The organism is uncultured Helicobacter sp. (genome assembly GCF_910577135.1).
Taxonomy (GTDB): domain Bacteria; phylum Campylobacterota; class Campylobacteria; order Campylobacterales; family Helicobacteraceae; genus Helicobacter_C; species Helicobacter_C mastomyrinus.
In genome coordinates this window covers 69,311-83,348 of record NZ_CAJTLL010000009.1, presented here as the reverse complement: position 1 = coordinate 83,348, position 14,038 = coordinate 69,311, and the positions used below count along the sequence as shown (strand labels likewise).

Here is a 14,038-nt window from a genome sequence, read left to right as displayed (position 1 = left end):
GTAACAACTTCTACTCGTCCTTTTGCATCTTTTACTTCTGTGGTGAAATCTAACTTGGTGTAGGTGTCAAAGACCCTTGCTATTTCATTGGTATCACTGCCTATTTTTCTTTGTAAATCATCAAGCATATGATTAAGCACATTTTTGAGTTCATTAAGCTGTGGGTTATGAGGAGTTTCTGTGATTCTTGCTTTTAGGTTTCCTTCTTCGATGGTTTTAGCTGTAGCCACAGATTGCTCTACGGCTTTAGCATCTTGTGCTAAGCCTATTCTTGTTTTTTCTATGTTTTCATTAATGGCTGAACCCATTTCTCCTAATTCATCTTTTGCAATAATGCGTAAAGGTTCTGGCGCTGTTTGTCTCTCGTGATTTAAGAATTTGAAGAATTCAAAGAGCAAGTGCGAAATATTTCTTAATCTTGCAACAACTTGTGTGCGAATAAAAACAAATATTATAAGTGTTACAAGAATAACAACAGCAATATTTGCAGCTATCATTATATATCCAAGCTTTAAAACAGATGCATAAATAGAACCCTCTGGAGCCGAAACAATGATTGTCCATACCGCTGCTGTATCATCACTATCACCAATATGGACATTTGCCACAGCGGCATAGCTCATCTCACCTAGTAAATTAATATAGCTAAAGATTCCCTCAATTTGATTTTCAATTGCGTGTTTAAGTTCGTTCATTGTAGGACTTTGTTTTACTTCTCGTAAAAATTTACCCAAAAATTCTTTTCTTTCGTGAGCAGCAATGGTTGAATCTGTCGCATACACACCCTTAAAGTCGCCCTTATAAATAGAATTTTTTGGGTCCTGGAGTATGGCTGAAATACTTGCCAAATCAATAAATACACCCAAAACCCCATATACAACGCCCCTTTTATCAATAAGAGGCTGATTTATCCCCATACCAAAATATTCTTTACCATCAATAGTTTGCCACGAGGGCGAACCTACCACTGGCTTCCCTGTCTCTAAAGCTTTTTTCACACTCTTAAAATTTGCAATGGATTCACTTGCTTGAATAATGTAATTTTCATTATTTCCATCACTAATGGCTAAAACCATAAAATCACCATTAGGCAACCTGTGCTTAGGATTTACAATCCTCTCACCTCTATATCGTTCATCTTTGGCAATATATATATAAGCAAAATTTCCCCATTTATTGCTATCAAACATATCTATAACATCATTTTCTAAAATACTCTGTGCGCCATTTTGCACATCACGTAATATAAACCCTTTTGAGGCGTTCATAGCAGTATAGATTCCATTAAAAATCCCCTCTACCCAATTTGCCTCGCGTTTAGCGGCATTGATAAGCATTTTGTTTGATTCTTCTTCTTGAATATTATGTGAAATTGTTACAATAATTGTTGTAACAATAAACATACAAACAACCAATATACTTGAAAAACTAAGCATAATCTTTGCACCAATACTTAAGGAACGAAAAAAACTCATTGTATCCTCCTGTATTTTTAAACTTTGAATTCTAGTATAAAAAATAAAAAAATACCATAAACCATAAAATGTAAAAATAAATTTAATTTTATTAAAAAGGAGATAATACTTAAAGCAATAATGCAAGCTAAAATTATGGAATTTTCAAAATAAGGCAAAGCAAGGTTTATCTAAATAGCCCTTAAACTCCTTCAATAAAGGAATCTATGGGGAAAACGCTAAATTTTCTTATACGGAGCTTGCCCTACTTCATAGTAATTATTACCCTCTGCATCAATAGCGACAATGGCAGGGAAATTTTCAATCGTAAGTCTAGCGACTGCTTCAGGTCCTAGCTCGGGATAAGCTAAAACCTCGTATTTTGTGATACATTTAGAGATGAGTGCCGCTGCACCACCCACAGCTACCATATACACAACCCCGTGTGCCACCATAGAATCTATCACTTCTTTGTTACGATAGCCCTTGCCAATCATTCCGTGAATACCCTGCTCAATAATCGTAGGCGTGTATTTATCCATTCTCCCGCTTGTCGTAGGTCCTGCTGAACCAATCGCATTGCCGGGCTTTGCGGGAGTAGGTCCTAGATAATAAATTGTCTCGCCTTGCAAATCCACAGGGAGCTTTTCTCCTCGTGCTAATGCTTCGGTAAGTGTCTTATGTGCTGCGTCACGTGCGGCTAAAATAGTCCCACTGATAAGCACACTTTCTCCTGCCTTAAGGCTCTTCGCCACCTCTTTGCTCAAAGGTGCAGTGATTTTTTTTGCTTCTGCCATTTTTCCCTCCTCATAGTTCAATATCTGCGTGTCTTGCGGCGTGGCAGTTGATATTCACTGCCACAGGCAATCCTGCAATATGTGTAGGATACCACTCTACATTCACAGCAAAGGCGGTTGTCGTGCCTCCTAGCCCTTGTGGTCCCACACCTGTTTTGTTCGCAATCTCTAGCAATTCCTCTTCAAGCTTTGCGTATCGTGGGTCTGGATTTTGAGAATCTATCTCCCGCACTGCTGCTTGTTTGGCAAGAATCGCCGCCTTTTCCATCGTTCCGCCAATGCCTACTCCAATCACCATAGGTGGACAAGCATTAGGTCCTGCAAGTTTTACCGCTTCGGTGAAAACCTTTTTCACGCCATCGATTCCATCAGCTGGGACAAGCATTTTAAGCACAGATTTATTTTCGCTTCCAAAGCCCTTAGGGCAAACCTTCAAACGCAATTTATCGCCCTTAATAATGCGTGTGTGGATAACAGCGGGCGTATTATTTGTCGTATTTTTGCGCTCATAGAGGGGTTCAGCCACGACTGATTTACGCAAGTAGCCATTTGTATAGCCATCGCGTATGCCCTCATTTATCGCATCTTCGAGATATCCCCCAACGATATGCACATCTTGCCCAATTTCTACAAATACTACAGTCATACCCGTATCCTGACAAATAGGCATCATATTATCTTTAGCAATTTTGCCATTTTCGATAAGGGTATCAAGGATATTTTGCCCTAAGGCTGATTGCTCTGTCTTTTTTGCCTCACTAAAAGCGTGGCGGATATCGGGTGTTTGGATACAGCACGCGTCAATGGCAAGTTTTGCAACAGCGGATTTAATATCCTCATATCGCACTTCTCTCATATTCTCCTCCTTGTATTTGATAAAGCACAAGATTTTACTCTACTCAAAGTAAATCTTACATTAAAACCATTTATTGAATCCAAAGCCAAATTCTAAGCCAAGCATTGCCTGTGTCGCCTGTGGATAGACACTAGAGACGCCATCGCGATTAATGACACTAAAAGCCGCAGCATCTAAATGGGTAAGCGTGAGATGAAGCTTACTATAAAGCCCATAGAGCTTGTTTTTATGCAATCCTATAAAAGCGCGGATTTGATGATTGTTGACTTCTAAGCGGGAATAACTTGTAGAAGTGCCAAATCGAGCAGGTGAGTATTTTTGATACGTCTCAGGATAGGTATAAATCCCATAGAAGCCATAAAGATAAGAGATTCCATACTCTAGGGCGAGATTATTTTGCATTAAATATGAGCCGCTTAATCCAAGCCCCAATGCAAAAAGTGCAGAATCTGGCACGCCATATTTTTCATCAAAAATAAAACCCCCTAAGCCCAATACCACACCTAGAAAAAGTAGATTTTGCACATCATTTTTTACATTTTTGCCTAAAAATATCGTGCTATCTATATATGCACCATAGGTATTAAATCTATCCTTATCATAGGCTATCACATTATTGTTACCATTCTTTACATTGGCATTAAGGAAGCCAAAGGTAAGATTCCACATAAAGCCATATTTTGCGCTGTATTGAGAAAAAAGTGTATTTAAAGTAATGCCAAGCATTGACATATCGTGTAAAGAAGTATTATGAATCCCCGCTAATGCACCTAGCCCGATTTTATAATCGCTGCATTTAAATTCATCGCAGCTATACTCCGCCCTAAGTATACAGAGAAAGCAGCACAAGAGGGCAAAGATTCTGTGAAGCATCGATTAAAACTACCAATTTATAGGCGGACTTGTAAAACTAATATCCTTACAACTTTTGTTGAATATGCAATTAAGTCCCCAAGTAAGCCCTGTAATACCTATTGCAGTTAGCCAAAGCTCGCCTTTTGTTTCCTCCATTTCTGCATTATCTAAAAATGCTACATTTACTCCAGCATTGCCAAAGAGTAGCTCTTTATCGGTATTTGAAAGTGTTTTTTTGAGATTCAATTCCACTAAGAGTAGCCACACAAAAAGCCAAAGCCAAACCTATACTCAAAAACTTTTTCATAAGAACCTCCTTAAAGCTTTTTGTAGATATTGATTGTAATGCGTTTTCAACAAATGATAACTTAAATAAGAAATATTCCTACTTTATAGTATTAAAAAGTTACATCATAAAGGACATTTCTTTAAACATAAGCTTTTGCTAAAAATTCTATAGCTCTCAATGTCTGCCCTATCTCTGCGTGTGTATTAAACGCTCCTATACTTAAGCGCACACTTCCCCCGCACTCAAAGCTCCCCATACTCTTATGCGTTAATGGTGAGCAGTGCAGCCCCACACGTGAGAGAATCCCAAACTCCCTATCAAGCCTCAATCCCACCTGTGAGGGAGAGGCATTAATAATATTAAAAGACACATTAGCCACACATTGTGGAGATTCTATCTCATAAAGCAGGACACTACTTATCGATTTTAAACCCTCATAGAGCTGCCTATATAAATCCATTTGCCTTGCGTGAATCTGCGCTATGCCCCCGCTTTGCTCTATCCACTCTAGCGCAGCTCTAAGTCCAGCAATAGCGCACATATTAGGTGTGCCACTCTCATATTTATCAGGTAAGAATCTCGGCTGAATACCTTCCTCACTTTGTGAGCCTGTGCCACCCTGCATAAAGCTTTGTAACACATTTTCATCAAAGGCAGGATTCAAACTCATAAAGCCTAAGCTACTAGGTGCATACAAGCCCTTATGGCACGAGCCACAAATAATATCCGCATCATTTGCTGATAGTGGCAAATGCCCTATGGCTTGGGAACTATCAAGGATAAAAATCACCCCATACTTTTTGCAAAGCGTATAAATCTCTGCTATGGGTAACACCGCGCCACTTACGTTGTTTGCATACACACATACGCATACCCTAGCATTTTGTAAGGCAGATTCTAAATGCGATAGATAAATAGCGCAGGTTGGGCTTGATTGGATTATCTCTATTTGAATGTGACGTGTGTTTTTTAACTCCATAAGCGGACGAATCACACTATTATGCTCTAAGCTTGTAGTTACTACCCTATCATTTTCTTGCAAGATTCCATACAATGCACTATTTAGCATCATCGTGGCATTTGCACCAAATATTACTCGCTCCTCTCTGCTCTGCCCTAAGAGTTTTGCCAAAGCCACACGCGCCTCATATAGAATCTGCCCAGAGGCGATAGATAGGCTATGAGCACTCCTTGCAGGAGAAGCCCCAATATGGCTAAGATAAGCACTCACGCTATCTATCACGCATTGAGGCTTAGGGAAAGAGGTAGCAGCGTTGTCTAAATAAATATAATCCACATAGAATCCAATAGACTAGCCAAGCAACATAATCGCCACATCGCTCCCTATTTGCATACCCTGCGCGGCATAAATCTCTTTCACCACGCCATCTATGGGGGATAGCACTTCATTTTCCATTTTCATTGCTTCTACGATGGCTAATGTATCGCCTTGATTGACCTTATCGCCTACTTTTACCTTAATCTTAGTGAGTGTGCCGGGCATTGGGGATTTAGCGTGTCCTGGAGCAGTAACTTGAGGTAACGCACCTGCCTTTTGCTCTTTTTGAATCTTACCCTCTAGGGATTTATCAATACTCTCCACAAACACCTCTTTTAGCTCACCATCAACGCGGATAAAAAACGGACGCACTTCATCTGTCTTTTCTCCGCTGCCCTCAACCTTAATCGCATAATGTTCGCCATTAACGACAATTTCAAATTCTTTAGGCAGCTTATCATCACATCGCTCCTCAAAGGATTCTAAAGGCTCTGGGCTTAGGGTATTGCTATTGCGCTCTTGTAAAAATGTCTCCGCAATAGAGCCAAATATCGCATAGGATAGAACATCTTGCGGGCTTTTCGCAAATGCTTTACTCTCCTCTTTTGCCTTCTGTAATTCAGGTTTTAGTAAATCGGCGGGGCGCACAGAGAGCATTTCCTCACCCTCATTTAAAACTTTTTCAACCAAAGCTTGATTTAAAGGTGCAGGGGTGCGTCCATACAGCCCTCTAATCACATTGCGCGTTTCAGTCGTAATCGTCTTATATCTCTCTCCCATTAGCACATTTAACACCGCCTGTGTACCTACAATTTGGCTTGATGGCGTTACCAAAGGCACATAGCCAAAATCCGCGCGGACATTGGGAATCTCACGCATAACTTCGTCTATTCTATCAAACGCATTTTGCTCTTTGAGCTGATTTGCCATATTAGAAATCATACCTCCCGGGATTTGGCTAACAAGCACACGTGTATCAATTTGATTATATTGGGATTCAAATTTCTTATACTTTCTGCGATTTTTACGCAAAATATCTGCCGCCTCCTCCATAGGAACTATATCAAGCTTACTATCCCATTGCGTGTCTTTCAATGTGGCGACCATAGATTGAGTGCAGGGGTGGCTTGTGCCTTCACTCAAGGCAGAATTTGCTAAATCTAAGACATCAACTCCAGCTTCAACAGCCTTTAAATGGGCTCCAAAGGCAAAACCAGCCGTAGAATGCGTATGCAAACTCAAAGATACATTAATCTCTGCTTTCAAGGCTTTGACAAGCTCATAAGCCGCAAATGGCGTAAGTAATCCAGCCATATCTTTAATAGCAAGAGAATCACAGCCTATAGACACAAGCTCCTTAGCATAGCTCACAAAACGAGCAATACTATGCACGGGCGAAGTCGTGTAGCAAATCGCCCCTTGTGCGTGTTTGCCATATTTTTTAACACTTTCAATGGCTTTTTTAAGGTTACGTGCGTCATTAAAGGCATCAAAGATTCTAAAAATATCCATACCCGCCTCGGCAGAAAGCCGCACAAACTCCTCCACCACATCATCGGCATAATGGCGATAACCGATAAGATTTTGCCCCCTTAGCAGCATTTGCAAAGGTGTTTTAACACATACCTTTTTAAACTCATTTAATCGCTCAAAAGGATCTTCTTTAAGATAGCGCAAACAAGTATCATAAGTCGCCCCGCCCCATACTTCTAAACTATGAAACCCAATGGAATCAAAGATTTTTGCTGCTTCTATTAAATCCTCTGTTCGCATACGCGTAGCTAAAAGTGATTGATGCCCATCGCGTAAGCTATTTTCTGTGATTTTTATCATAAGCCCACCTTAAGTTGAAATGTATGAGAGATTCTATCGCATTTGATATTATAAAACATAGAATCCCGCTAAGAGAATGCCTCATAAGTTAATATAGTAGCATTTTGTGAGTGCTGAGTAGAGAGAAGTTTGAGAGAATCTAGCTTTAGTCCTGCTAATTGCTCAATGCTAGAAATACCCTGCTGTGCTATTGCCCTTGCATACAAGCCACGATAAAACTTTGCATAATGGCTCACTTTCTTACCATTTTTGAGAAACACCACTTGAGCAGATATTTTACAATGCTTCAGGGGATAGACCTTGATATATGCTTCCGCACGTAAATCTAGCACTTCACAATCTTGAAAAAATATATCAAGTGCAGGCTTTAAGCCCTCATAGAGCGTTTTTAACGCAAAAGCCTCTCTACCCTTGCCTTGATGGAGATTATAGTATGCCAAAGGCTCATCTGCCCTCACCATACCAAAGAGATTGCTAAAAATATAAAGATTCTCGCGGATATACTCTTGAGCAGCACTCTCTAGGCTTTCAAAATCTAATGCCTTATACGCTACACCGCTATAAAGCCTGATAGCCTCCAATGTAGGGGCTTGAAGTAGATTTTGACAAAGGGCTAAATCCTGCAAATCAAGGCTCTTACTCCCAAAAACCGCCATAATCTCACTTTCACTTGCATTATGTAAAAACTGCAAATATGCATTCAAAGCATTTGAATGCAAAGTATCTGCAATATGTGAATTAAGGCAATATGGGCTATTGTGAGGGATATTTTTAGATTCACTAGGGGCAAAGAATATTTTCATCGGAATAAATACCCATAGGGAGATTGCATATTGGCATAATCTTTTAGTTCCTTATATGAAATCCCAAGGGTGATAATCCCTGCTGCATAAGGGGCTATGTCATATTCCTGCCATACAAAGACAATCCCTCTTTCATTCATAAAAAATACTTCGGGAATCTCGACTTCATCGAGATTAAAAAACATATCCTTACCATACTCTTTCACAAGATGTTCAATGATTTTTGTCCGCACTTGCACTAAAGATTCAGCCTTAAAAAGGCTCTTTATGTCTTGAGGCAAAGATTCTCCACTTTGCACGCTAAAGGCTTGCATATTCATACTTTTACTGCCGTGTGCGCCACCCTCATAGCGATATGTATCATTTCTAAGCATAATGATATGCTTATCAACAAAATATACAGACTGCTGCTGTATGCTATCTGTATCCCATTGCATATTCTCATCATAATCTTTTACTACCTCTGCTTGTAATGCTTCGCCCAAAGCCTTTGTGTCTTTATTGTCATTGAGGGCTGTGTTTATCTTCTCACAACTTGCAACACTCATTGTGTTGTTGCATTTGATGATGGGACGCTCAATATATTTGTAGTATTTTTTCTCTTGTTTATTTTGCGCCTCAAAAGAACCATTTATCACATCCGCTTCATTAAGTGGCATATCCATATCTTGGGTTAAAATAAAGACTGAATGCTCATTTTCACCCTCAAACTTATCTAGTCCCTTATCGCTAGGGGTTTTTTCCTTATCACTCCACTTACCTTTCACACTTAGCACATTGTGATCAATATGAAAGGCTAGATTCTCTATTTTATACACAGCATAATGATAGGCATCATCGACAAAAGTTATCCTCGCTTGCATATCTAGTGCATTTAGAGTATCTTTATGATAAAGCGCTATCGGCGGGTAAGCTAAAGTCAAATAAGCTTTAATGGGCTTTTTATCGAAAGTGCCTTTCATAACAAATGTTCGCTTCTCATTTTCACCAAAATGCAAAATCTGCGTTAGTTCCTGTGGATTTAAGTGCTCAAACTCTGCTTCTTTATGCGAATCCCCACAACCCACAAACCACACGCCTACACATAACATTACAAATATCACCATATAACGCATAAGAATCCTTGTATTTATTTATAATGAATCATACCTTCTTTAAGGTAAGTGTTTTTAAATAGAGCATAACACAGGTTTTTATTTACCACCCCACGAGATTTGCCTTACTTAATGTATAAAAATATAGCCCTATACAATAAAAGTAAAATACTACACTCTACAAACCCTAGAATCTTAAGAATAGAGTTTTTAATCTTGGAATATACCAATAATGAAATACAATATATTTTGCCCATACGCTAGATTTATCATTTTATAGAATCTTTAACTTTAAAAATAAGTCAAAGATTCATTTAAAAACTCTTGCGATGAAAATGCAATAAAGAGAATGTAATCTTAATTAAATAGCACAAAATGGCATTTGAAGAACTTGCGCTGTTTGAGAGCGACATTCGTTAAAATGTGTGATATTCTCCTCAAGTGAGCGCTTATAGGAGGGCACCATTTGGATTAGTTTATCTTTCCACTCATTTGATTGCATTTCTGTGCCAAAACAACGTTCAAGCACTTGCAACATAATATCCACCACCGTAGAGGCTCCCGGAGAGGCACCAAGCAAGGCTGCCAACGAACCATCACTTGAAGTAATCACCTCTGTGCCAAATTGCAAACTTCCTCTGCCCTTAGCATCTTTTTTGATAATCTGCACCCTCTGTCCTGCGAACATTGCTTTCCAATCTTTCAACTCCGCAGCCGGCATAAATACATTGAGCTTTCTCATACGCTGCTTATTTGACATCAAAATTTGCTTAATAAGGTATATCGTAAGTGGCATATTATCGATTCCTGCCTGAACCATAGGGAGAAAATTGCTTGGTCTCACTGATAAAGGAAAATCAAGCAAACTGCCACGTTTGAGGAACTTTGTATTAAATCCCGCATAGGGTCCAAAGAGTAGCTCCCTTTTGCCATCAATAATACGTGTGTCTAAATGTGGCACTGACATAGGGGGGTCACCAATAGAAGCCTTACCATAGATTTTAGCGTGATGTTTATCGATAATCTCTCGATTTTTACACACAAGCCACAGCCCTCCTACAGGGAATCCACCATATTCTTTGCCTTCAGGTATGCCACTCTTTTGCAATAATGGAAATGAACCGCCTCCACCGCCTAGAAATACAAATTTCGCCCTAATCTGCTTTCTCTCTCCACTTTGCTTATCTAGCACATCTAGTCGCCACTTATTGCCCTCTTTTTCTAAATCATACACTTTATGATTTACATACACATCAAAGCCATCTTTTTGACTAAGCTTATTTCTAAACTGCCGCACCATTTCGCCAAAATTAACATCACTACCCTCTTCCATATAAGTAACGGCTATGTGCTGCTTATCATCTCGGCCTTCAAGCAAAAGCGGCGCCCATTGCTTAATCTGCTCTCTATCTTCGGAATAGTACATATTGGCAAACAATGGAGAGGTTTTCAATGTCTCATATCGCTGCTTCAAATAAGGCACGATATGATCTACCACAAAGCTTAAATGCGGCACAGGATTAATAAATGTGCGTGGCTCTTTGAGAATCCCTACTTTCACGCAATATGCCCAAAACTCCTTGCTTAGCTCATACTGCTGATTGATTTTCAATGCTTTAGTAATATCAATACTGCCATCTTCTTTTTTAGGCGTATAGTTTAACTCACATAATGCCTGATGTCCTGTCCCCGCATTATTCCAAGTCATACTGCTCTCTAATCCCACATCTTCAAGCATTTCATATATACTAATATGTATAGAAGGACTAAGTTCCTTTAACATCGCTGCTAAAGTAAGGCTCATCACGCCCCCACCAACCAAAACTACCTCTGAATCCTCATTCATTCCTTCTCCTTACTTTCGCGCAAACTCATATCTATTTAAGATTCTCATTGCAAAATTCTCCTTATAGTAAAGCATTTTTGTAAATAGATCTTACAAAAAGTAAAATAAAATGATACCTTGTTACTAAAATAACATTTTATATCCATATTTCAGTTTAAAATTATTGAGAGCTTTGCTTATTTTTAAGATTTGATACCTATATATAATGTAGAAATATCCGCACTATATCCTTTCACAAAATAGCTGCTCACACCTCGTGCCTGAAGCTTTTCCTCTAGTTGCTCAATACTCACAAAATCTTTGATAGAATTAGGCAGATACTTATACGCTGCATAATTACGCGAGAGTAACCCCCCAACCAAAGGCAGAATCTTGCGTGTATAAAAGCGCATAAGAGATTGCAAAAGCCCTTTTTTTTCATTATTCATAAATTCTAAAATTACCAAAACCCCGCCACTTTTTAGCACACGTACAAATTCATCAAGTGCCTCATCAAGTGCCACGACATTGCGTAATCCATAAGCAATAGAGAGGATATCCACATTTGCAGATTCTATGCCAAGAGCCTTTGCCTCGCCAACACTAAGTTGCAATCTATCCTCTGTAAATAAAGGGTTAAGCTTTTGCCTTGCGACTTCAAGCATTCCCCTTGATGGGTCAATCCCGCACATTTTTACAATCTGCTTATGCACCTTTTTTGACTCTTTATCCCAATGCCACAACATATCGCCCGTGCCACACGCCACATCAAGCACACAGCCAATTTCATCTCTACCCAACGCCTCAAATGCCTTCTCACACGCTACCTTGCGCCATTTAACATCTATGCCTAGGCTCATCACGCGATTTGCCTTATCATAGCTTGGAGCAATCTCATCAAACATACTTACGATTTTTTCTTGCTTTTTACTCATATCTACCCGCCTGTTTTGCTAGATTCTATAGTGCTTGTTCTAATTGTGCCTTTATATTTTTGACAAAATGCGTGAGGGCTTCTATTTGTGCGTGTGTTTGAGAAGTAGCAGTGCCGCCCAGGGTGTCGCGTGCGTTCATTGAATATTCTAAAGACAGCACCGCCTTTACTCCTGCTTTAATACGTGAATCTAGTGCCATAATCTCCACCTCATTTAAATCACTTATATCCACACCCTTAGATTCTGCATAAGCCACCACCTGTCCAGTAATATGATGTGCATCACGAAATGCCACATTGCATTCCCGCACGAGAAAATCCGCTAAATCAGTCGCGCTCAAATGCCCTTTTTTTGCCATTTTATACATATTATCTGTGCGAATCTCCATCGTGCAGAGGCATTCCCTAGCGATTTTTAAGCAAATCATTACATTTCTAATCGCATCAAAGACGCCCTCCTTATCCTCCTGTATATCTTTATTATACGCTAGGGGCAGTCCTTTCATCACACTTAAAAACCCCATTAAAGCCCCATACACACGCCCACTCTTACCGCGCAAAAGTTCAGGCACATCGGGATTTTTTTTCTGCGGCATAATCGAGCTACCCGTCGCATACGCATCACTTAGAGTGATAAATGCAAATTCCTGTGTGCTCCATAGCACGAGTTCTTCAGCCACACGCGAGATGTGCATCATTATCATAGAAAGGCTATAAAGCATATCAAGGGCAAAATCCCTATCACTTACAGAATCCATCGCATTAAGCGTAGGTGCGCTAAATCCTAGCTCTTTAGCAAGAAAATTTCTATCATTTTTATAGGGTGTTCCTGCTAATGCCCCACTCCCAAGCGGACAGAAGTTATTACGTTTAAAATCCGCTTCCAATCGCTCTATGTCGCGCTTAAAATTACACGCCCAAGCCACGAGATGAAAGCCAAAGCTCACAGGTTGAGCGTGTTGTAAATGTGTGAATCCGGGCATAATGCTTTGTGTATGTGCCTTTGCGATTTCTAAGATAGATTCTATAAGTTCTACAAGCAAAGATTGAATAATGAGATTATGCCTTAATACGTAAAGCCGAAAATCAAGCGCGACTTGGTCATTGCGACTTCTTGCGGTATGGAGCTTTTTACCCACATCACCAATAAGCTCTGTAAGGGCAGATTCTATTGCCATATGTATATCTTCATCACCTGCCTTAAACTCAAAACGCCCCTCTTCAATGGATTGAGCGATACTCTCTAAGCCTTTGCAAATCGCCTCTACCTCATTTGGTGCCAACACACCGATATTACCAAGCATTTTTGTATGAGCTTTTGAACCACTTATATCCTCACGCCACAAGGCTTTATCAAAAAAAATCGAAGCATTAAATTCCTCTAAAAGTGAGCTAGATTCTAAACCAAATCGCCCTCCCCATAACTTCGCCATATTGCCTTCCTAGAATGGTTTGCATACTGCTAAAATAGCAATAATGATAAGTAAAAGTGTGGGAATCTCATTAAAAAATCTAAAGAATTTATGGCTTCTTTTGCAGCTGCCATTCCCCAATGTCTTAATAAAATATCCGCAGAGTAAATGATAGATTACAAGTATTATCACAAATGTGAGTTTAATATGTAGCCAAATACCCGAAGTCGCCACTTGAAGTAATGAGGGGTGGAGGGTAATCATTGCTATGCCTGTAAGCAGGGTAAGCACAATAGCGGGTGTGCCGATATATTTATAAAGTTTCACTTCTTGTATTTTAACAACACTCACAAAGCCCTCATTGTCTCTATTTTGTGCGTGATACACAAATAATCGAGGTAAATAAAATAACATCGCCATCCACGATACAAGCACGATAATATGAAATGCTTTGATATACGCATACTCCATCTTTTCTCCTTGTTCTACTCAATGCAACAAAAGCGTTATTATACATTGTTTTGAAGCATTTTTAAGAAAGTTTTTTTCTAAGAGATTTTAGAGCGTTAAGAAATGGGGGACAATAAGGAGGGGGGGGGGGGGGGAA

Annotated in this window: 13 protein-coding genes; all 13 read right to left on the bottom strand. The window is 39.6% G+C overall.

Going from position 1 to position 14,038, the window contains the following annotated elements:
* Positions 1-1,475, bottom strand: a 1,475-nt coding sequence (locus tag QZ289_RS06405) for a HAMP domain-containing protein (RefSeq protein WP_295700604.1), incomplete at its 3' end; no start/stop codon positions are given.
* Positions 1,476-1,693: 218 nt separating this feature from the next.
* Complete coding sequence (locus QZ289_RS06400) at positions 1,694-2,251, bottom strand: Fe-S-containing hydro-lyase (RefSeq protein WP_295700603.1); 558 nt, start codon at positions 2,249-2,251, stop codon at positions 1,694-1,696.
* 10 nt (positions 2,252-2,261) lie between these two features.
* Positions 2,262-3,107, bottom strand: a complete 846-nt coding sequence (locus tag QZ289_RS06395; RefSeq protein WP_295700601.1) for a fumarate hydratase — start codon at positions 3,105-3,107, stop codon at positions 2,262-2,264.
* A gap of 60 nt (positions 3,108-3,167) precedes the next feature.
* On the bottom strand, positions 3,168-3,980 hold the full coding sequence (locus tag QZ289_RS06390) for a hypothetical protein (protein WP_295700600.1): 813 nt from the start codon (positions 3,978-3,980) through the stop codon (positions 3,168-3,170).
* Between the two features lie 9 nt (positions 3,981-3,989).
* Positions 3,990-4,229 carry a hypothetical protein gene (locus QZ289_RS06385; protein ID WP_295700599.1) on the bottom strand — a complete coding sequence of 80 codons (240 nt, stop codon included), beginning with the start codon at positions 4,227-4,229 and terminating at the stop codon, positions 3,990-3,992.
* 161 nt (positions 4,230-4,390) lie between these two features.
* A complete protein-coding gene (locus tag QZ289_RS06380; RefSeq protein ID WP_295700597.1) occupies positions 4,391-5,548 on the bottom strand; it encodes an aminotransferase class V-fold PLP-dependent enzyme in 1,158 nt (385 codons plus the stop codon).
* Positions 5,549-5,563: 15 nt separating this feature from the next.
* Entirely contained in the window at positions 5,564-7,363 is a 1,800-nt protein-coding gene (gene oadA / locus QZ289_RS06375) for a sodium-extruding oxaloacetate decarboxylase subunit alpha (RefSeq protein WP_295700594.1), read from the bottom strand.
* Between the two features lie 68 nt (positions 7,364-7,431).
* Positions 7,432-8,166, bottom strand: coding sequence for a YaaA family protein (locus QZ289_RS06370; RefSeq protein WP_295700591.1), 735 nt, complete (start codon positions 8,164-8,166; stop codon positions 7,432-7,434).
* A complete protein-coding gene (locus tag QZ289_RS06365; RefSeq protein ID WP_295700588.1) occupies positions 8,163-9,281 on the bottom strand; it encodes an RsiV family protein in 1,119 nt (372 codons plus the stop codon). The genes QZ289_RS06370 and QZ289_RS06365 overlap by 4 nt, the downstream gene beginning before the upstream one ends.
* 340 nt (positions 9,282-9,621) lie before the next feature.
* A complete protein-coding gene (gene mqo / locus QZ289_RS06360; RefSeq protein ID WP_295700585.1) occupies positions 9,622-11,106 on the bottom strand; it encodes a malate dehydrogenase (quinone) in 1,485 nt (494 codons plus the stop codon).
* A gap of 182 nt (positions 11,107-11,288) precedes the next feature.
* Positions 11,289-12,020 (bottom strand): bifunctional demethylmenaquinone methyltransferase/2-methoxy-6-polyprenyl-1,4-benzoquinol methylase UbiE, encoded by a 732-nt coding sequence (ubiE, locus tag QZ289_RS06355; protein WP_295700583.1) that lies wholly within the window; start codon positions 12,018-12,020, stop codon positions 11,289-11,291.
* Between the two features lie 25 nt (positions 12,021-12,045).
* On the bottom strand, positions 12,046-13,452 hold the full coding sequence (gene argH, locus QZ289_RS06350; RefSeq protein WP_295700580.1) for an argininosuccinate lyase: 1,407 nt from the start codon (positions 13,450-13,452) through the stop codon (positions 12,046-12,048).
* A gap of 9 nt (positions 13,453-13,461) precedes the next feature.
* The gene (gene hemJ / locus QZ289_RS06345; protein WP_295700577.1) at positions 13,462-13,902 is read right to left on the bottom strand and encodes a protoporphyrinogen oxidase HemJ; all 441 of its coding nucleotides are present in this window, start codon (positions 13,900-13,902) and stop codon (positions 13,462-13,464) included.
* Positions 13,903-14,038: the final 136 nt, after the last annotated feature.

Bases quoted from the DNA above. Each gene is read 5' to 3' on its own strand.
- QZ289_RS06400 (WP_295700603.1), bottom strand. From the start codon at position 2,251: ATGGCAGAAGCAAAAAAAATCACTGCACCTTTGAGCAAAGAGGTGGCG.
- QZ289_RS06395 (WP_295700601.1), bottom strand. From the start codon at position 3,107: ATGAGAGAAGTGCGATATGAGGATATTAAATCCGCTGTTGCAAAACTT.
- QZ289_RS06390 (WP_295700600.1), bottom strand. From the start codon at position 3,980: ATGCTTCACAGAATCTTTGCCCTCTTGTGCTGCTTTCTCTGTATACTT.
- oadA (WP_295700594.1), bottom strand. From the start codon at position 7,363: ATGATAAAAATCACAGAAAATAGCTTACGCGATGGGCATCAATCACTT.
- QZ289_RS06370 (WP_295700591.1), bottom strand. From the start codon at position 8,166: ATGAAAATATTCTTTGCCCCTAGTGAATCTAAAAATATCCCTCACAAT.
- QZ289_RS06365 (WP_295700588.1), bottom strand. From the start codon at position 9,281: ATGCGTTATATGGTGATATTTGTAATGTTATGTGTAGGCGTGTGGTTT.
- mqo (WP_295700585.1), bottom strand. From the start codon at position 11,106: ATGAATGAGGATTCAGAGGTAGTTTTGGTTGGTGGGGGCGTGATGAGC.
- ubiE (WP_295700583.1), bottom strand. From the start codon at position 12,020: ATGAGTAAAAAGCAAGAAAAAATCGTAAGTATGTTTGATGAGATTGCT.
- argH (WP_295700580.1), bottom strand. From the start codon at position 13,452: ATGGCGAAGTTATGGGGAGGGCGATTTGGTTTAGAATCTAGCTCACTT.
- hemJ (WP_295700577.1), bottom strand. From the start codon at position 13,902: ATGGAGTATGCGTATATCAAAGCATTTCATATTATCGTGCTTGTATCG.